We start from the raw sequence: 17,317 nt of genomic DNA, 5'->3' as shown, positions 1-17,317 counted from the left end.
TATTCAGCAGACATTATTGTACGGATTCCAACTCCCTGACCAGGGCGCCGGCCTCTTCACTGCCCCAATCGGCGGCTTTCCGGGCCCACTCCAGGGCGCCGGGGCGGTCGCCCCCTTCCCGGCAGGAAAGGGCCTTGGCCAGGGCCACCTCGGAGCGGGAGACCAGGATGGGGGGCTCGGTTTCCCAATCGGCCGGGTCCTCGTTCAGATCCAGCACGGGGCCGTCCTCCTCATCCTCCTCCGGCTCCAGGCCCGCTTCCTTCCGCAGGGATTTGACGGCGGCGTTGAAGGAGGCGGTCAGGGCGCGGGCCCGCTTGGCGTTCTGATGGGAGGCCGCTTCCAGCAGGGAGGAGGCCCGGTCCAGGTCGGCGGGCACGCCGTCTCCCTGAAAAAGCATCCGGGCAGCTCCGATACGGGCCATATCGTGTCCCTGCTCCGCCGCCGCCAGGAAGCGGTCCAGAGCCAGAGCCTTATCCATGGGGGCGCCGATGCCCAGCAGGGAGCGGAGCGCCAGATCGAACTGTGCGTCCGGATCAAAAGGCGTCATAGCCATCCTTCTTTCTGCAGAAGATCAGTCGATGTCGATGGGATCCACGTCAATGGGGGCGCGCTTGCGCAGTTCCCGGGTCAGGCGGGAGACCTTATAGAGGGACCAGAGATCGGAGCAGCCCAGGTAGAGGAATACCCCGCCGATGAGCATGAACACGGCCTCCACCGCCGAGAAGGGACGGGTGAGGAGCAGCACGCCCAGGGCCACGCCCACCAGGGACAGGAGCAGGGAGATCCACCAGCGGGGGTATTCCAGACGGTGAAGCTCCACAGCCCGCTGCAGGGCCACCAGGCTGTCCACCACCACGTAGATGCCCATGATGACAGGGAGAATGGAGAGCACCGCCATGGGCCAGATGAGGAAAAAGGCGCCCACCGCGGCGGCCACGATGCCGAAGAGCAGCTCCAGCCGGAAGGCGCCGGACCGGTCCCGGATCAGGAAGCCCAGAATGGTGAACAGGCCGTAGAGCAGCAGGGTGCCGCCCAACAGGCGGCAGAGCAGGATGCCGCTGGCTCCCGGCCGGATGAGCAGGACCAGACCCAGGAGCACGTAGAGCACTGAGGCCAGGATAAAGTTCAGCTTCAGGTTTTTCAGAGTCTCCACCATGACGAAAACACGTCCTTTCTGTAATGCAGGATACCCGTCCGAAGCATAAAAAACAGCACCTGTCCGGACAGAGTCAGTTCCAGTTTTTACATACGTCAATCCAGCCGGCGCTGTGGGCGTACTCCGAGAGTTCATCACAGGTGAGCCGGATGGCCGAGTTGGAGCTGCCGGCGGCGGGATAGACCGCCTCGAACCGGCGGAGGGAGACATCCAGATAGGTGGTCACCCGTTCCGGATGCTCCAGAGCGAAGGGACACACACCGCCCACCGCGTGGCCGGTAAACTCCAGCACCTGGTCGGGGGTGAGCATCCTGGCCTTGGTGTGGAACCGGGCCTTGAACTTGCTGTTGTCGATCTTGGCATCCCCTGCGGCCACGATGAGGACGCAGGCATCCTCCACCAGGAAGGAGAGGGTCTTGGCGATACGGGCGGGCTCGACACCCACGGCCTGGGCGGCCAGCTCCACCGTGGCGCTGGACACATCGAACTCCAGTATGTTGTCCTCCCGGCCCAGAGAGCGGAAATAGGCACGGCATTTCTCAATAGACAGGGGTCACACCTCCCCGCGCTTGCGCGCCTTGGCCAGAAAACGGTCATTGGTGATGATAAAGCGCTCATGGACGCCGCCGCCGATGGGGCCGGCCTGGTCGAAGGCGCGGACGGCGAAGATGAGCTTCCGGCCGTCCACGGCGGTGAGCTCGGCCTCGGCGTACACCGCCATGCCCACGGGGGTGGCGGCGTCATGACTCACGTCCATATGGGTGCCCACCGTGCCCTGGCCCTCCTCCAGCGCGGACTGGACGGCGTTGACGGCGGCGTTCTCCATCAGAGCGATCATGGACGGGGTGGCGAACACGGGCAGCAGACCGCTGCCCACGGCGGAGGCGGTATCAGCGGGGGAGACCGTGGCGTCGGCCCGGCCCTTCATACCCACTTGAATAGACATGGGGGATCACACTCCAATACGAAATACTTAAAACCAGTGTACACGCTTTTTCGACGCTTTGCAAGAAAAAGAAGGGGCGCTGCCCGGGGGACAGAAAACGGGGGGCCCGGTGGGGCCGCCCGTCTGGGGGATCAGATGCTCAGCTGGGTCCAGAGGTCATTATAAAGGGTGCGGGTCTCCGCAGGGCGGACCAGGTAGGCCTCGCACTTGTCCAGCACGGACTGGGGGGCCGCCATGATCTCGTAGAGCTCCTCGTCCAGAGGCTCACCATAGGTCTCCTCATAGTAGGCGGGGTACTGCTCCAGAGCCTCACGGTTGGGGGAGGCGTACCAGATATAGTCCATGTTCTTCAGGGAGGCGTCGGTGGAGGAGATGAAGTTGATCCACTCCTCTGCCTCATCCTTGTTCTCAGCGTCCTTGAGCACGCACATGGCGTCCACAAACCAGTTGGAGCCCTCCTCGGGCACCGCGTAGGCCAGATCGGGGTTGTTCTCCCGCATGGAGAGGTAGTCGCCGGCGTAGTAAGCGGCGATGGCAGCCTCGCCGGACTCCATCTTGTCAAAGACCTCATCCATGACAAAGGCCTGATACACGCCGTCGGCCTTGGCGGCGGCAAGACGGTCAAAGGCGGCCTGGAGCTCGTCGGCGCTGTCGGTGTTCACGGAATAGCCCAGGTCCATCAGGACGATGCCCAGCGCGTCCCGGGAGTTGTTGATCATCAGCACCTGGTCGGCGTACCCGGTGTCGAACATGGCGTCCCAGCTGGTGATGGGGCCGTCCACCATGGTGGTGTTATAGATGATGCCCAGGGTGCCCCAGGCGTAGGGAACGGTATATTTGTTCTCAGGATCGTAGGACAGGTTCTTGAACCGGTCGTCGATGAGGGAGAAATTAGGGATGTTGTCGTAATTCAGCTCGGCCAGCATGCCCTCCTCAATGAGCTGGGAGATCATATAGTCGGAGGGGACGACGACGTCGTAGTTGGCGCCGCCCATGCTGAGGATGGAGTAGAGCTCCTCATTGCTGGGCACGGTCTGATAGTTGACCTTGATCCCGGTCTGCTCCTCAAATTCCTGGATGAGAGACTCGTCGATATATTCCCCCCAGCTGCACACGTTGACGACGCGTTTTTCCGAGCTTCCGGAGCCGGGCTCGGAAGAGGTGCCGGAACAGCCGGCCAGCAGGCCGGCGGACAGGGCGAGAGCCACTGTTAGGGAAAGCGCTTTTTTCAATTGATCATTCCTCCAATTATGAAAGACTTTATTTTCACCCCCTGAGGGGTAAAAATCACTGGGCGTGCTGCCGCTGGGCCTTTTCCTGCCGGGCTTCCCGCACGTTGATGACGATCAGCAGGGTGAGCACTGTCACGAAGAGCAGGGTGGACACCGCGTTGACCTTGGGACTGATGCGTTTTTTGGTCATGGCGTAAATGCGCATGGCCAGGTTGGCGGTGGAGGAGCCGGCAGTGAAGTAGCTGATAGCAAAATCATCCACCGACATGGTGAAGGCGATGAGCAGGCCGTTGACGATGCCCGGCTTGATTTCGGGTACCACCACTTTCCAGAAGGCCTGCATCCAGGTGCAGCCCAGGTCCTGGGCCGCATCCACCAGGTTCTTGTCCATCTGCCGGAGCTTGGGCATGATGGAGAGGATCACATAGGGGATATTGAAGGTGATGTGGGCGATGAGCATGGTGCCGAAGCCCAGATACAGCTTTTCCGGCAGATGGGTGCCCAGACTGGAGTTGATCCAGGCGGCAGCCTGCCCCCAGAGGGAGAAGGCGGCCACAAAGAACAGGCACAGGGACACACCGGTGACGATGTCCGCGTTCATCATGGGAATGTTGTTGATGGTCATCAGGGGGGTGCTCCAGCGGCGGCGCATGTTGTAAAACCCGATGGCGGCGAAGGTGCCGGCCACGGTGGCGATGACGGCCGCCAGCACCGAGACCGCCAGGGTGGTGTAGAGCGCGTCGATGATTTGCTGATCCCGGAAGAGCTGCACATACCAGTTCAGGGTAAAGCCCGACCAGATGGAGCGGCTGCTGGAATCATTGAAGGAAAAGACGATGAGCACGAAGATGGGGGCGTACAGGAACACAAAGATGAGCCCCATGAATACCCGGCTCAGGGCGGAAGGCTTTTTGGTCATAGCATCACCGCCTGTTCCTCGCCCTCACCGAAGCGATTCATCACGGCCATGCAGATGACCACTACTACCATCATGACCAGGGCCATGGCCGAGCCCAGCTGGGGATTATAGGCCGAGCCCTTGAACTGCATCTCGATCAGGTTGCCCAGAAGGAGCTGCTTGCCGCCGCCCAGCAGCTGGGAGATGGCGAAGGTGGACACGGCGGGCACGAACACCATGGTGATGCCCGAGAGCACGCCGGGCAGGGAGAGAGGCAAAGTCACCCGGCGGAACACGATGGCGGAGTCGGCCCCCAGGTCATAGGCGGCCTCCACCAGCTTGGGGTCCAGCTTGACGATGACCGAGTAGATAGGCAGGATCATGAAGGGCAGGAAGTTATAGACCATGCCCAGCACCACCGCTCCGGAGGTGTTGATCATCTTAAAATACTCGATCTGAGTGCCAAAGACGGCGTTGATGACCTTGAATACGCCCATAGCGCTGAAAAGCCGGTTCAGGAGGCCGGTGTTCTCCAGAATGGACATCCAGGCGTAGGTGCGCAGCAGGAAGTTCATCCACATGGGAAGCATGATGAGCATCATGGCCACCCGCTGGAACTGAGCGCCCTCCCGGGCCAGAAAGCAGGAGATGGGATAGCCGATGAGCAGGCAGATCAGCGTGGCGATGAGGGCCAGAAGGAAGGAGCGGGCAAACACCGGGAGATATTCCCCGATGCGGGCGAAGTTGTCCAGGGTAAAACCGCCGCCGGCATCCCGAAAAGCGTAGACCAGGATCATCAGGATGGGGAGGACCACGAACAGAGCCATCCACACCACGTAGGGCGCGGCGAAAAAGGAGAGGTTAGACTTCTTCATCGTCCGCCTCCTGATCCTCCGCCTCAGGATCATAGTCGGCGTCGCCGATCTCCTCATACTCCTCGGAATAGGAGGAGTAGTCGCCAAACATACCGGAGTACTGGCTCTTTTTCATCACGTGGATGCCGTCGGGGTCGATCTTGATGCCGATGTGGCTGCCTACGGGACAGAGATCGGTGGTCTGGATGAGCCACTTGAAGCCGTAGAAATCCACGATGATGTCGTACTGCATGCCCTTGAAGGTCACCGAGGTGACGGTGCCCTTGAGCTGGCCCACCGTCTCGTCCACAATGTCCACGTCCTCGGGACGGATGACCACGTCCACCGGCTCGTCCTTGGCAAAGCCCTTATCCAGGCACTGGAACTTCCGGTTGAAGATCTCTACTACGCCGTCGGCGCGCATGATGCCGTCGATGATATTGGACTCGCCGATGAAATCGGCCACGAAGGCGTTCTTGGGCTCGTTGTAGATGTCCTCCGGCGTGCCGATCTGCTGGATCTTGCCGCCGTCCATGACCACCACGGTGTCGGACATGGCCAGGGCCTCCTCCTGATCGTGGGTGACATAGATAAAGGTGATGCCCATCTGCTGCTGGATGCGCTTGAGCTCGTTCTGCATGTCCTTGCGCAGCCGCAGATCCAAAGCGCCCAGAGGCTCGTCCAGCAGGAGGACCTTGGGCTGGTTCACCAGCGCCCGGGCGATGGACACCCGCTGCTGCTGGCCGCCGGACAGGGAGGCGATGGAGCGTTTCTCAAAGCCCTTGAGATTGACCACCTCCAGCATCTCGGTGACGCGGCGCTCTATTTCTTCCTCCGGCAGCTTCACTTTTTTGCGTCCCTTCCCCTCGGTGACCACCTTGGGGACGCGCAGGCCGAAGGCGACGTTTTCAAATACGTTCAGGTGCGGGAAGAGGGCGTACTTCTGGAAGACCGTGTTCACCGCGCGTTTGTGGGGGGGAACGTCGTTCACCCGGGCGCCGTCAAAAAGCACCTCGCCGGAGGTCGGTTTCAAAAACCCTCCAATGAGGCGCAGGGTGGTGGTCTTTCCGCAGCCGCTGGGGCCCAGAAGCGTCAAAAACTCCTGATCGTTGATGTAGAGATTGATATGATCCAAGATGATGTCGTCGTCGAACTGGACGAAGCAGTCGGACAGACGGATCAGCTCCTTAGCCATGTATCCTCCCCCATTTCGGTAGAATTTAAGGCGTACCCAACCTGGCGGATGGGTACGCCTTTTTCGACGAGACAACTATAACTTTTTCCGTACAAAATGTCAATACGAATCGAAACATTTTTACTGCCGATTTACGGGGAAAGGGGAGGAAAAGGGGGTGCGCCGGACGGCGGCCGTCGGCACCGCTTGCGGAGAACAAGCGGATATGATAAATTAAAGGAAAGAGCTGAGAGAAGATCAGAGAGGAGGAAACGCTATGACAGAGCGCCAATGGCGGCTGAACGGCATACCGGCGCTCCTGCTGGGAGAGCCGTCCCGGCGGGTGTTTCTGTTCCTTCACGGGGCGGGAGGCAATAAGGAAGAGGCCAGGGCTTTCGCCCAGGTGGTCTGTCCCAAGGGATACCAGGTTCTGGGCATCGACCTGCCCGGCCACGGAGCGCGGAAGGGAAGCGAGCCAGGGCTCTATCCCTGGACGGCGGTCCCGGAACTGAAGGGGGTCATGGCCTGGCTGAAGGAGGATGACCGGCAAATCTCCATTCGGGCCAACAGCATCGGGGCGTGGCTGGCCATGATGGCCTTTTCCGGAGAACCGGCGGAGAGCCTGTTCGTCTCTCCCGTGCTGGATATGGAGCGGCTGATCCGGACCATGATGACCTGGGCCGGCGTTACCGAAGAGCGGCTGAAAGCGGAAGGGGAGATCCCCACAGAGTTTGGTGAGACACTGTCGTGGCGGTACTACACCTATGTGAAGGAGCATCCGATCCTGAATTGGAGGGCTGCGACCCACATCCTGTACGCAGGCGGGGACCACCTGACGGCCCGGGCGGACGTGGAGCGTTTTGCAGCTGCCCATGAGGGGAGCCTGACGGTCATGAAGGACGGGGAGCACTGGTTCCATACCGGGGAGCAGCTTGCCTTCCTCCGGAACTGGGAGGACCGGATGACCGGATAGACGGGCAAGTGCCCGGTCACTTGCCTTTGGAGAAGTACTCGTCCACGAAGTCTACGTGCTCCACCTGGAAGGACCTGCCGTTCAGGTACTCCAGCAGGCCGCCGTCAGTGGTGAAGTTGAAGGAGAGCTTATAGGAATAGAGCGCCTGGAAAGAGCGGCCGTATTTCCGGTTGTCCCGTTCCCGGCCGTATTTTCCGTCCCCCAGCAGGGGGTGGCCGGCGGCGGCGAACTGGGCCCGGATCTGGTGGGTCCGGCCGGTGAGCAGGTCGCACTCCACCAGGGAGAGCCCGTCCTTTACCTTTAAGGTACGGTAATCCGTGGCGGCGGTCTTGCCGCCGGGGACGGGATGGTCGTACACCGTCACCTGCTTTTTTGCCTCATCCTTTAATAAAAATCCCTCCAGGCAGCCCTGAGGGGGCGTCATTTTCCCGTGGACGATGGCCAGATAGTACTTGGACAGCTCCCGGTCCCTGATCTTCTGGTTCATGATGCGCAGCGTCTCGGCGTTTTTGGCGGCGATGACGATGCCGCCGGTGTTGCGGTCGATGCGGTTGCACAGGGCGGGCGCAAAGGAGTTCTCCCAATAGGGGCTCCACTCCTTTTTTTGATAAAGGTAGGCCTGGATGTGGGTGATCAGGGTATTGACCCGCTCATTTTCATCGGGGTGGACCACCAGGCCGGGCCGTTTGTTGACCAGCAGCAGGTTCTCGTCCTCGTACACGATGTCCAGCCGGGGCTGGAACACGGAAAGGAAAGCGTTTTCCGGCGTGGGGGTATCAAAAAACTCGTCGTTGATATATAATTGAAGGAGATCGCCCGCCTGGAGGCGCACGTCCCGCTTGGAGCCCTTGCCATTGACCTTGACCCGCTTGAGCCGGATATACTTCTGGGCCAGGGGGGCGGGCAGAAGGGGGAGTGTTTTGGCCAGCCAGCGGTCCAGCCGCTGCCCGGCGTCGTTCTTTCCAATGGTGAATTCCTTCATGTCCATCCCTCGCAGTTGCCTGTTTTCCGCCGCGGCGCGGCTGTGGCTATGATACCATAAAAAGTGCGGATGGGGAAGGGGGACCCGGCGGTACCGGCGGGTCAGGGCACAAAAAATGTACAGGGTGTAAAGAAAAAACCATTGACATTCAGAATCGGTTTTTGTATAATATCTGCTGTGACATTGTGAGAGGTGTATCATGCGACTGAATCTCCGCGATATTATCCATACGCCGGGCGCCAGCCGGTCCTTTTCCTTTGACATGGACCTGTCGGACCTGGACTTTTTCGGCGAGCGCCCCATCTGCCGTCCGGTGGAGGTCACCGGCGCTGTCCGCAACATGGCTGGTGCGCTGACGCTGGAGGGCGAGGCCGCCACGGTGCTGGACCTGCGGTGCGACCGCTGCCTCAAGCCCTTCTCCCGGGAGATGCGGGTGCCGGTGAACAGCCTGATGGCCGAGACGCTGGAGGATGAGGAGAACGACGACATCATCCTGCTGGAAAACGGCGAGGTGGACCTGGAAGAGGTCTTTACCACCGCTTTCGTGCTCGCGATGGAACCCAAGCATGTCTGTTCGGAGGACTGCAAGGGGCTGTGCCCCCACTGCGGCGCCGACCTGAACGAAGGCCCCTGCCAGTGCAGGCCCGAAGTCGATCCACGTTTAGCTGTCCTCGCGCAGCTTCTGGATAAAGAGTCGAATTGACTTGAGAGAATCATTGCCCTGCCAGGGCTTTGACCTAAGGAGGTGTCATAAATGGCAGTCCCTAAGAGTAAAGTGTCCAAGCAGCGCCGCAACAAGCGCCGCAGCTCCGTTTGGAAGCTGGAGACCCCCGGCGTCACCACCTGCCCCAAGTGCGGTGCTTTCCGGCTCCCGCACCGGATGTGCAAGTCCTGCTTCAGCTACAACGGCCATGAGTTCGGCCAGGCCGAGGCTCAGGCGAAGTAAATAGCCCGAAAAGAGGAGAGGGGAGTTTGTCCCCTCTTTCTTTTTGCCTGGAAAGACCCGCTTCCGGGCAAAATAGAGGGATGACAGGACTTGCGGCTTTGCCCGGTCCGTATTAAAATAGAACGAAAGAACAGAATGGGCGGTTCAGCGGGACCGCCCGGAAGGACCGCCCTCCGGCGGAACAGGGGAGCGCTATGAGCCTGACAAAGATCCGAACGGTAGACGAGGACAGTCCCGCCCTGCGGGCAGGACTGCGGCCCGGCGAGACCGTGACCCATGTGAACGGCCATCCCATCGTGGATGTGCTGGACTACAAATACTATACCTACGATCCCTGCCTGGAGCTGACGCTGACAGAGGAGGACGGGAACACCCGCCTGGTCCGCGTGGAGAAGGAGGAGGGGGAGGACCTGGGGCTCAATTTTGAGACCTATCTGATGGACCGGGCCCGCTCCTGCGCCAACAACTGCATCTTCTGCTTCGTGGACCAGATGCCGCCCGGCATGCGCAAGACCCTCTATTTCAAGGATGACGACGCCCGCCTCTCGTTTCTGATGGGCAACTATATCACGTTGACCAACCTATCGGAGCGGGAGCTGCAGCGGATCATCGACCTGCGTATCAGCCCCATCAACGTGTCGGTCCACGCCACCGACCCGGAGCTGCGGGTGAAGATGCTCAAAAACCGGCGGGCGGGGGAGTGCATGGACCACATGCGCCGCTTTGCCGCCGCGGGCATCACCATGAACTGCCAGGTGGTGGCCTGCCCGGGCATCAACGACGGAGAGGCTCTTGCCCGCACCATGGAGGACCTGGCCGGGCTCTATCCCGGCGTGAACAGCGTGTCGGTGGTGCCGGTGGGCCTGACCAGATTCCGGGAGGGGCTCTATCCGCTGGAGCCCTACACCCCGGAGCGGGCGGCGGCCACGCTGGATCAGGTGGAGTCCTTTGCCGAAGTGTGCCGGAAGAAGCTGGGCACCCGGCTGATCTGGTGCTCCGACGAGTTTTATCTCAAGGCGGGGCGGGAGCTGCCTCCCGAGTCCTATTATGAGAACTTCACCCAGCTGGAGAACGGCGTGGGCATGCTGCGCCTGCTGGAGAGCGAGTTCATGGCGGCCCTGGAGGCCGTGGAGGGGGACGAGGAGCCGGAGCCCTTCACCATCGCCACCGGCGCGGCGGCGGCCCCCTATCTCAAGCAGCTGGTGGAGGAAGCGAAGAAAAAATGCCCTGCCCTCCGGGGCCGGGTGGTCCCCATCCTCAACCGCTTCTTCGGCGAGAGCATCACCGTGGCCGGGCTCATCACCGGCCGGGACCTGATCGGCGGGCTGCGGGAGGACTCCCTGGGCACCCGGCTGCTCATTCCCCAAAACATGCTCCGCCACGAGGAGAACGTCTTTTTGGACGACGTGACGGTGGATGAGGTGGAGGACGCGCTGAAGGTGCGGGTGGTCCCGGTGGAACAGGACGGCGGCGCCCTGGTGGACGCCATCTTCGAGGGCTGCTGGGATGACGGAGAGGACGGCGTGGAATGGGTCCTCTGCGATGAGGACGACGACGGGGACGACTGGGAGGAAGAGGAGCCCTCTGCGTCCGCCGGCGAGGAGTATTACCGCTATAATCCGCCGCGGGAACGGCGTTCCGAATAAAGGAGAGTGACCAGATGAAACCCTTAGTAGCCATCGTGGGCCGGCCCAACGTGGGCAAGTCCATGCTGTTCAACAAGCTCTGCGGGCAGCGTCTGTCCATCGTGGAGGACACCCCCGGTGTCACCCGGGACCGCCTGTACGCCGAGTGCGAGTGGAGGGACCGGACCTTCGACATCGTGGACACCGGCGGCATCGAGCCGGGCACCGACAGCGAGATCCTGTCCTTCATGCGCCAACAGGCCGAGATCGCCATCCAGAACGCCACCGTCATCATCTTTGTCTGCGATATCAAGACCGGTCTCACCGCCTCTGACCACGAGGTGGCCAAGATGCTGCTCAAGTCGGGCAAGCCGGTGGTGCTGGCGGTGAACAAAATGGACCAGGTGGGCCGGACCAATCCGGACATCTATGAGTTCTACAACCTGGGCCTGGGCGACCCCATCCCCGTGTCCGCCGTCCACGGCCACGGCACCGGCGACCTGCTGGACGCCTGCTTCGACTACTTCCCCGAGGAAGAGGAGGAAGAGCCCGAGAGCGATGTGATCAAGGTGGCCATCATCGGCAAGCCCAACGTGGGCAAGTCCAGCCTGGTCAACCGCATCCTGGGGGAGGAGCGGGTCATCGTCTCCAACATGGCGGGCACCACCCGGGACGCGGTGGACAGCTATTTTGAGAACGAGAAGGGCAAATACCTCCTCATCGACACCGCCGGCATGCGCAAGAAGTCCAAGGTGGATGACCCCATCGAGAAATTCTCCGTCCTGCGGGCCACCATGGCCATCGAGCGCAGCGACGTGTGTCTCATTCTCATCGACGCCAACGAGGGCGTCACCGAGCAGGATACCAAGGTGGCCGGCTTGGCCCATGAGGCGGGCAAGGCCTGCATCATCGTGGTCAACAAGTGGGACGCGGTGGAGAAGGACGACAAGACCATGGACCGCATGCGGGAGGATATCCGCCGGGACCTGAGCTATATGCCCTACGCCCCCATCCTCTTCATCTCGGCCCTTACCGGCCAGCGGGTGCCCCGGCTTTTCGAGCTGATCAACTACGTCAACGACCAGGCCTCCATGCGGGTGACCACGGGCATGCTCAACACCCTGCTGGCCGACGCCACCGCCCGGGTGCAGCCCCCCAGCGACAAGGGCCGGCGGCTGAAGGTATTCTATATGACCCAGGTGGGCGTGAAGCCCCCCCACTTCGTCTGCTTCTGCAACGACGCCAAGCTCTTCCACTTCTCCTATCAGCGCTATATCGAAAACCAGATCCGCAACACCTTCGGCCTGGAGGGGACGCCTGTGCGGCTGACCATCCGGCAGAAGGGCGACAGCTGAGGAGGGGTGGACCATGCTGGAATCCTTTCGCGCGCTGGTCAACGGCCGGCCGGACTGGGCGGTGATGTGCGCCCTGCCCAATCCGCTGCTGCTGGCGGGGCTGGCGGTGGTGGTGGCGGTGGCGGCCTATTTTCTGGGCTGCTCCAACGGCGCCATCATCGTCTCCAAATACATCCTGCATAATGACATCCGCAGCCACGGCAGCGGCAATGCCGGACTGACCAATTTCCACCGGGTGTTCGGCGGAAAGCTGACTCTGGTGGTCATTCTCTCTGACGTGGTGAAGGCTATCCTGGCCGTGGGGTTTGGCCTGCTGGCAGTGTGGCTGGTGGGCTGGCCGGGCCTGTCCAACGAAATCAGGTACTGGGCCGGCCTGTGGTGTCTGCTGGGGCATATGTTCCCCTGTATGTTCGACTTCAAGGGAGGCAAGGGCATTCTGTCCGGCGGCACCATCGCCCTCATGCTGGACTGGCGGGTGGCGCTGGTGGTGTGGGGCGGCTTCCTCATCCTGGCCGTCCTGACCCGGTATGTGTCCCTGGGCTCCTGCTGGGCCGGGGCCAGCTTCCCCTTTGCCACCTGGTTTGTCTACCATGACTGGCTGCTCACCGGGATGGCCGTTCTCATCGGCGGGCTGATCCTCTGGAAGCACCGGGGAAACATCGGCCGCCTGCTCCGGGGCGAAGAGTCCAAATTTACCCTGCATAAGAAATCATGAGGAATGGAGGATTTGCCGTGAAAACTGCAGTTCTGGGCAGCGGCGGCTGGGGTACGGCCCTGGCCATGGTGCTGCTGGAAAACGGGAACGACGTAACGCTCTGGTCCTATTTTGAGGAGGAGTCCAGGGTCCTGCGGGAGACGGGAGAGAATCCCATGCTCAAGGGCGTGCCCCTGCCGAAGGAGCTCCATCTCACCAGCGATCTGAGCTGCGTCAAAGGCTGTGAAGTGGTGGTCCTTGCCACACCGTCCTTCGCGGTGCGGGGCACGGCCCGGAATCTGGCCCCCCTGCTGGACCCGGGGACCATCGTGGTCTCGGTGTCAAAGGGCATCGAGAAGGAGACCTCCATGACCCTCACCGACGCCATTGGGGAGGAGCTGGGGCCCCGGTTCCCGGTGGTGGCCCTGTGCGGGCCCTCTCACGCCGAGGAGGTGGGCCGCCGGGTGCCCACCGCGGTGGTGTCGGCCTCCAGGGATCAGGAGGCCGCCGAGAAGGTCCAGGACCTCTTTATGAACGGGCGCTTCCGGGTTTACACCTCTCCGGACATCGTGGGCGTGGAGCTGGGCGCGGCCCTGAAGAACATCATCGCCCTGTGCGCCGGCGTGTGCGACGGCATGGGCTTTGGCGACAACACCAAGGCCGCCCTGATGACCCGGGGCCTCACCGAGATCGCCCGGCTGGGTGTGGCCATGGGCGGGCGGAAGGAGACCTTCGCCGGACTCACCGGCGTGGGCGACCTGATCGTTACCTGTACCTCCATGCACTCCCGCAACCGCCGCTGCGGCATCCTCATCGGTCAGGGTGTGCCGGTAGAGGAGGCCATCAAGCAGATCGGCGCGGTGGTGGAGGGGTACTATGCCACTGCCAACGGCAAGGCCCTGGCCGATAAAATGGGCGTGGAGATGCCCATCACCGAGGCGGCTTACTCGGTGCTCTATGAGGGCAAGGACCCCCGTCAGGTGCTCACGGAGCTGATGACCCGGGCCAAAAAGCATGAGATCGAGGACAGCTGGGTCTGATCTTCAAGACACTGCGACATGAGAAAGAGACCGGACGGGCCCCTGAATGGAGCCGCGTCCGGCCTTTGTTACGTGAGGAAAACATGCCCGGGCCGCCTGAGCGGTCCGGGCATAAAAATTATTTGCGGAGAGAGATCTCGTGGCGCTTGGGGCCGGTGGAGACGATGGTGATGGGGTAGCCGATATGCTCCTCCAGGAAGTCCACATAGTCCCGGGCCGCCTGGGGCAGCTTGCTGTAGTCGGTGATGCCGCGGATGTCGCACTTCCAGCCGGGAAGGGTCTCATAGACCGGCTTTGCATGCTCCAGCAGGGCGGGAACGGGGAAGTCGGCGGTGACCTTGCCGTCGATCTCGTAGCCGGTACAGACCTTGATCTCGTCCAGGTAGCCCAGGCAGTCGATGGCGGTCAGCACCACCTGAGTGGCGCCCTGGACCATACAGCCGTACTTGGTGGCCACGGCGTCGAACCAGCCCACACGGCGGGGCCGTCCGGTGGTGGCGCCGTACTCGCCGGCGTCGCCGCCGTTGCGGCGGAGGGTCTCGGCCTCATCCCCGAAGAGCTCGCTGACGAAAGCGCCGGCGCCCACGGAGGAGGAGTAGGCCTTGGTGACCACCACTACGTCCTTAATGGCGGTGGGGGGCACTGCGCCGCCCACGGTGCCGAAACCGGCCAGGGTGTGGGAGGAGGTGGTCATGGGGCAGATGCCCAGGTTGGGATCCTTCATGGAGCCCAGCTGGCCCTCCAGCAGGATCTCCTTGCCCTCGGCCAGAGCCTTGTGCACGAAGGTGACGGCGTCTCCCACATAGGGGGACAGGGCGTCCCGGTAGCCCATCAGCTCCTCGAAGAGAGCCTTGGGATCCAGCAGGGGCTTATGGTAGAGATGCTCCATCAGTACATTCTTCAGCTCGCAGACGTGCTCCAACCGCTCCATCAGCCGCGCCTCGTCGTAGAGGTCGGCTACCTGGATGCCGATCTTGGCATACTTGTCGGAGTAGAAGGGGGCAATGCCCGACTTGGTGGAGCCGAAGGCCTTTCCGGCCAGACGCTCCTCCTCATAGGTGTCCAGCAGGATGTGATAGGACATGAGGAGCTGGGTGCGCTGATCCACAATGATATGGGGGGCAGGTACGCCGCCATCCTCCAGAGTCTTGAGCTCCTTCAGAAAAGCGGGAACATTGAGCGCCACACCATTTCCGATGATGTTGGTGGTGTGGGGGTAGAACACGCCGGAGGGAAGCTGATGCAGAGCGAACTTGCCGTAGTCACAGATGATGGTGTGGCCGGCATTCGCGCCGCCCTGAAAGCGGATGACCACATCGGACTTTTCGGCGAAAAGATCGGTGATCTTGCCCTTGCCCTCGTCGCCCCAGTTTGCGCCAACGATTGCTTTTACCATAATGTTCCTCCTGCCGCGGGGATTCGCACATTGGCCTTTTCCCGCGTGCGAACATGACCGTATCCCGGCTGTCCCGGAACGGCGGGGTTATTATATCGCTTTTTCCGGCTGATTACAAGGTGCATTGGGCAAAAAAGTTCCCTCATTGCCCGCCAGCGCTGAGAGGGAAAAAGTGGGCGTACCCTCAAAGCGGGGGGCAATGGAGCAGACGGGATAGAAGAGGACAGGACCCTCCTCCGTAATGTAGAATTGCTCGGGGGAGAAACGGGTCCGGATGAGCCGGGGCCAGTCCTGGTGATACTGTTCCTCGCCGGCGGACGTCCGCTCCCGGATCTGCCGGGCCACCTCGGCCAGTACAGCGGAACGCCGCCGGCTGGAAGGCGGCAGCAGGGCGCGCAGGGAGAGGGGAGCGCCCCAGGGCAGCTGCCAGGTATCCCCGTGCCGCCGGGGAAGACCGGCGGCGTCCAGCTCCTCCCGCACCTCCCAGAACAGGCTGAGCAGAGTGGGGGTCTGGAGGGTGAGCGTGTAGTCCACCTGCACCCGCCAGGGACGGAAGGGACGGGAGGCGTCCAGCGCTGCCCGCTCTGCCGCGCAGGCCCGCTGGTACAGGGGTCCGCACCAGCGGGCACGCCATCGGTCGCACAGGTGCTGATAATAGCGGTTGATCCGTTTTGCGCCCCTGTCCTCGCTTACCAGACGGGGCAGGGACAGGGAGAGCAGGAGAACGGGCCTGCCCTCCTGCTTGAGCTGCTGGACACAGCGGCTGGGCTGGATGGGGATGAGTCCGGGAGAGAGGGATGGGTGATCCATAGGGACGCCTCCTTGTCCTGGGGAAATTTGTTCATACCATCCTATGGCGGAGAGAGAAAAACGGTGTGCTGATGGAAAAATCACAAAACCTGTTTACTTTGTTGAAGTGATTTGATAAAATATAGAAAAGCTGGTTCCACCTATCACGGACATGTGGGCCGGCTCAAAAAAAGCGGGGGGTAACCGTTTTGCCTAAAAATGTGAAGAAAGAGCAGGGGGACCTGCTATACGAGACCATCCTGTCCCTCAAGGACCTGGACGAGTGCAAGAAGTTTTTCTCGGACCTGTGTACCATCGCCGAGCTGCGCTCCATGGAGCAGCGGTTCGAGGTGGCCCTTCTCCTCAGCGACGGGATGATCTACAACGATATCCTGGAGCGGACAGGCGCGTCCAGCGCCACCATCAGCCGGGTGAACCGCTCCCTGCAGTACGGAGCGGACGGCTACCAGACGGTGCTGCCCCGGGTGAAGGAGAAGCTGAAGGCCAATGGCCAGCTATGAGTTTTTGGCCGGGTGCTATGATGAGCTGACCACCGACGTGGGCTATGCCAAATGGGCCGATTATCTGGAAAAGCACTTTGCCCGCTGTGCCATCCCGGTGCATACCGTGCTGGACCTGGCCTGCGGCACCGGCAGCCTGACCCGGGAGCTGGCGGAGCGGGGCTATGAGATGATCGGTGTGGACCTGTCGGAGGACATGCTGGCTGAGGCCAATGAAAAGTGCCGGGACGTGGAGGGGGAGCGCCCCATCTTCCTCCACCAGTCCATGGACAGGCTGGATCTGTACGGCACCATTGACGCCTGCGTCTGCTGTCTGGACAGCGTCAACTACGTCACCCGGCCCGCCGTGCTGGAGCGGGCCTTCCAGCGGGTCCACCTGTTCCTGATGCCGGGTGGGATGTTCATCTTCGACGTGAACACCCCCGAAAAGCTCCGGAGCCTGGACGGGCAGGTCTTTCTGGACGAGACCGAGGATACCTACTGTGTCTGGCGGGCGGAGTACTCAGCCCGGCGGCGGATCTGCACCTACGCCATGGACCTCTTCCGGCTGACGGAGAGCGGCCTGTGGGAGCGGGGCGAGGAGCTGCATGAGGAATACGCCTATGAGCCGGATGAGTTGGAGGAAATGCTCCGCCGGGCCGGGTTCACCGGCATAAAGCGATATGGCGAGCGGAGGATGCGCGCCCCCCGGGAGGGGGAGCAGCGGGTCTTTTTTGTCGCACGAAAGGAAATGTAA

At 61.8% G+C, this 17,317-nt stretch carries 20 protein-coding genes; 9 read left to right on the top strand and 11 right to left on the bottom strand.

Translation table 11 applies throughout. The features are described 5' to 3' along the window. Window positions 1–13 precede the first annotated feature (13 nt). The 8 genes from ACTNBZ_RS03825 to ACTNBZ_RS03790 all read right to left on the bottom strand — a co-directional run bounded on the left by ACTNBZ_RS03825 (window position 14) and on the right by ACTNBZ_RS03790 (window position 6,281). Window positions 14–547, bottom strand: a complete 534-nt coding sequence (locus tag ACTNBZ_RS03825) for a hypothetical protein (protein WP_441208373.1) — start codon at window positions 545–547, stop codon at window positions 14–16. Between the two features lie 24 nt (window positions 548–571). Beyond that, on the bottom strand, window positions 572–1,156 hold the full coding sequence (locus ACTNBZ_RS03820) for an HdeD family acid-resistance protein (protein WP_441208372.1): 585 nt from the start codon (window positions 1,154–1,156) through the stop codon (window positions 572–574). A gap of 73 nt (window positions 1,157–1,229) precedes the next feature. Further along, window positions 1,230–1,706 carry a YbaK/EbsC family protein gene (locus tag ACTNBZ_RS03815; RefSeq protein ID WP_441208456.1) on the bottom strand — a complete coding sequence of 159 codons (477 nt, stop codon included), beginning with the start codon at window positions 1,704–1,706 and terminating at the stop codon, window positions 1,230–1,232. A 3-nt stretch (window positions 1,707–1,709) separates the two neighbouring features. Beyond that, the gene (locus tag ACTNBZ_RS03810) at window positions 1,710–2,102 is read right to left on the bottom strand and encodes a thioesterase family protein (RefSeq protein ID WP_441208371.1); all 393 of its coding nucleotides are present in this window, start codon (window positions 2,100–2,102) and stop codon (window positions 1,710–1,712) included. 131 nt (window positions 2,103–2,233) lie between these two features. Next, entirely contained in the window at window positions 2,234–3,334 is a 1,101-nt protein-coding gene (locus tag ACTNBZ_RS03805; RefSeq protein ID WP_441208370.1) for an ABC transporter substrate-binding protein, read from the bottom strand. A gap of 55 nt (window positions 3,335–3,389) precedes the next feature. Beyond that, entirely contained in the window at window positions 3,390–4,253 is an 864-nt protein-coding gene (locus ACTNBZ_RS03800) for an ABC transporter permease (protein WP_441208369.1), read from the bottom strand. Next, the gene (locus tag ACTNBZ_RS03795) at window positions 4,250–5,107 is read right to left on the bottom strand and encodes an ABC transporter permease (protein ID WP_441208368.1); all 858 of its coding nucleotides are present in this window, start codon (window positions 5,105–5,107) and stop codon (window positions 4,250–4,252) included. The genes ACTNBZ_RS03800 and ACTNBZ_RS03795 overlap by 4 nt, the downstream gene beginning before the upstream one ends. Then, entirely contained in the window at window positions 5,094–6,281 is a 1,188-nt protein-coding gene (locus ACTNBZ_RS03790; RefSeq protein WP_441208367.1) for an ABC transporter ATP-binding protein, read from the bottom strand. Before ACTNBZ_RS03790 ends, ACTNBZ_RS03795 begins: the two co-directional genes overlap by 14 nt. A gap of 256 nt (window positions 6,282–6,537) precedes the next feature. Here ACTNBZ_RS03790 and ACTNBZ_RS03785 point away from each other — a divergent pair, with 256 nt between their 5' ends. Continuing rightward, window positions 6,538–7,233: an alpha/beta hydrolase gene (locus tag ACTNBZ_RS03785; protein WP_441208366.1), complete on the top strand. Its 696-nt coding sequence runs from the start codon at window positions 6,538–6,540 to the stop codon at window positions 7,231–7,233. 16 nt (window positions 7,234–7,249) lie between these two features. Here the strand turns inward: ACTNBZ_RS03785 and ACTNBZ_RS03780 are convergent, their stop codons facing one another. After that, window positions 7,250–8,215: an RluA family pseudouridine synthase gene (locus tag ACTNBZ_RS03780; RefSeq protein ID WP_441208365.1), complete on the bottom strand. Its 966-nt coding sequence runs from the start codon at window positions 8,213–8,215 to the stop codon at window positions 7,250–7,252. 199 nt (window positions 8,216–8,414) lie between these two features. On the opposite strand from ACTNBZ_RS03780, the gene ACTNBZ_RS03775 reads away from it, so the two are divergent. From ACTNBZ_RS03775 to ACTNBZ_RS03750, 6 genes are all read left to right on the top strand, one after another. Continuing rightward, the gene (locus ACTNBZ_RS03775) at window positions 8,415–8,918 is read left to right on the top strand and encodes a YceD family protein (RefSeq protein WP_441208364.1); all 504 of its coding nucleotides are present in this window, start codon (window positions 8,415–8,417) and stop codon (window positions 8,916–8,918) included. Window positions 8,919–8,969: 51 nt separating this feature from the next. After that, on the top strand, window positions 8,970–9,161 hold the full coding sequence (gene rpmF / locus ACTNBZ_RS03770; protein WP_441208363.1) for a 50S ribosomal protein L32: 192 nt from the start codon (window positions 8,970–8,972) through the stop codon (window positions 9,159–9,161). A gap of 194 nt (window positions 9,162–9,355) precedes the next feature. Next, window positions 9,356–10,807: a DUF512 domain-containing protein gene (locus ACTNBZ_RS03765; protein WP_441208362.1), complete on the top strand. Its 1,452-nt coding sequence runs from the start codon at window positions 9,356–9,358 to the stop codon at window positions 10,805–10,807. Window positions 10,808–10,821: 14 nt separating this feature from the next. Continuing rightward, window positions 10,822–12,141 (top strand): ribosome biogenesis GTPase Der, encoded by a 1,320-nt coding sequence (der, locus tag ACTNBZ_RS03760; protein ID WP_441208361.1) that lies wholly within the window; start codon window positions 10,822–10,824, stop codon window positions 12,139–12,141. Between the two features lie 13 nt (window positions 12,142–12,154). Beyond that, window positions 12,155–12,856 (top strand): glycerol-3-phosphate acyltransferase, encoded by a 702-nt coding sequence (locus tag ACTNBZ_RS03755; protein ID WP_441208360.1) that lies wholly within the window; start codon window positions 12,155–12,157, stop codon window positions 12,854–12,856. A gap of 17 nt (window positions 12,857–12,873) precedes the next feature. Continuing rightward, a complete protein-coding gene (locus ACTNBZ_RS03750; RefSeq protein ID WP_441208359.1) occupies window positions 12,874–13,875 on the top strand; it encodes an NAD(P)H-dependent glycerol-3-phosphate dehydrogenase in 1,002 nt (333 codons plus the stop codon). 118 nt (window positions 13,876–13,993) lie between these two features. On the opposite strand, the gene ACTNBZ_RS03745 is transcribed toward ACTNBZ_RS03750, so the two are convergent. Continuing rightward, on the bottom strand, window positions 13,994–15,271 hold the full coding sequence (locus tag ACTNBZ_RS03745) for an adenylosuccinate synthase (RefSeq protein WP_441208358.1): 1,278 nt from the start codon (window positions 15,269–15,271) through the stop codon (window positions 13,994–13,996). Window positions 15,272–15,361: 90 nt separating this feature from the next. Then, window positions 15,362–16,081 carry an RsiV family protein gene (locus ACTNBZ_RS03740; RefSeq protein ID WP_441208357.1) on the bottom strand — a complete coding sequence of 240 codons (720 nt, stop codon included), beginning with the start codon at window positions 16,079–16,081 and terminating at the stop codon, window positions 15,362–15,364. A gap of 188 nt (window positions 16,082–16,269) precedes the next feature. Between ACTNBZ_RS03740 and ACTNBZ_RS03735 the strand changes: the two genes are divergently transcribed. Beyond that, entirely contained in the window at window positions 16,270–16,581 is a 312-nt protein-coding gene (locus tag ACTNBZ_RS03735; protein WP_441208356.1) for a YerC/YecD family TrpR-related protein, read from the top strand. Further along, window positions 16,568–17,317, top strand: coding sequence for a class I SAM-dependent DNA methyltransferase (locus ACTNBZ_RS03730; protein ID WP_441208355.1), 750 nt, complete (start codon window positions 16,568–16,570; stop codon window positions 17,315–17,317). Before ACTNBZ_RS03735 ends, ACTNBZ_RS03730 begins: the two co-directional genes overlap by 14 nt.

Origin of the sequence: Pseudoflavonifractor sp. HCP28S3_F10 (assembly GCF_052065415.1) — a bacterium.
Lineage (GTDB): Bacteria > Bacillota > Clostridia > Oscillospirales > Oscillospiraceae > Pseudoflavonifractor_A.
The sequence above is the reverse complement of the archived record's forward strand: the minus strand, read 5'-3'. Positions and strand labels throughout refer to the sequence as shown.

Coding starts and splice junctions, on each gene's coding strand:
- ACTNBZ_RS03825 (WP_441208373.1), bottom strand. CDS start 547: ATGACGCCTTTTGATCCGGACGCACAGTTCGATCTGGCGCTCCGCTCC.
- ACTNBZ_RS03820 (WP_441208372.1), bottom strand. CDS start 1,156: ATGGTGGAGACTCTGAAAAACCTGAAGCTGAACTTTATCCTGGCCTCA.
- ACTNBZ_RS03810 (WP_441208371.1), bottom strand. CDS start 2,102: ATGTCTATTCAAGTGGGTATGAAGGGCCGGGCCGACGCCACGGTCTCC.
- ACTNBZ_RS03800 (WP_441208369.1), bottom strand. CDS start 4,253: ATGACCAAAAAGCCTTCCGCCCTGAGCCGGGTATTCATGGGGCTCATC.
- ACTNBZ_RS03795 (WP_441208368.1), bottom strand. CDS start 5,107: ATGAAGAAGTCTAACCTCTCCTTTTTCGCCGCGCCCTACGTGGTGTGG.
- ACTNBZ_RS03790 (WP_441208367.1), bottom strand. CDS start 6,281: ATGGCTAAGGAGCTGATCCGTCTGTCCGACTGCTTCGTCCAGTTCGAC.
- ACTNBZ_RS03785 (WP_441208366.1), top strand. CDS start 6,538: ATGACAGAGCGCCAATGGCGGCTGAACGGCATACCGGCGCTCCTGCTG.
- ACTNBZ_RS03780 (WP_441208365.1), bottom strand. CDS start 8,215: ATGAAGGAATTCACCATTGGAAAGAACGACGCCGGGCAGCGGCTGGAC.
- ACTNBZ_RS03775 (WP_441208364.1), top strand. CDS start 8,415: ATGCGACTGAATCTCCGCGATATTATCCATACGCCGGGCGCCAGCCGG.
- rpmF (WP_441208363.1), top strand. CDS start 8,970: ATGGCAGTCCCTAAGAGTAAAGTGTCCAAGCAGCGCCGCAACAAGCGC.
- ACTNBZ_RS03765 (WP_441208362.1), top strand. CDS start 9,356: ATGAGCCTGACAAAGATCCGAACGGTAGACGAGGACAGTCCCGCCCTG.
- der (WP_441208361.1), top strand. CDS start 10,822: ATGAAACCCTTAGTAGCCATCGTGGGCCGGCCCAACGTGGGCAAGTCC.
- ACTNBZ_RS03755 (WP_441208360.1), top strand. CDS start 12,155: ATGCTGGAATCCTTTCGCGCGCTGGTCAACGGCCGGCCGGACTGGGCG.
- ACTNBZ_RS03745 (WP_441208358.1), bottom strand. CDS start 15,271: ATGGTAAAAGCAATCGTTGGCGCAAACTGGGGCGACGAGGGCAAGGGC.
- ACTNBZ_RS03740 (WP_441208357.1), bottom strand. CDS start 16,081: ATGGATCACCCATCCCTCTCTCCCGGACTCATCCCCATCCAGCCCAGC.
- ACTNBZ_RS03730 (WP_441208355.1), top strand. CDS start 16,568: ATGGCCAGCTATGAGTTTTTGGCCGGGTGCTATGATGAGCTGACCACC.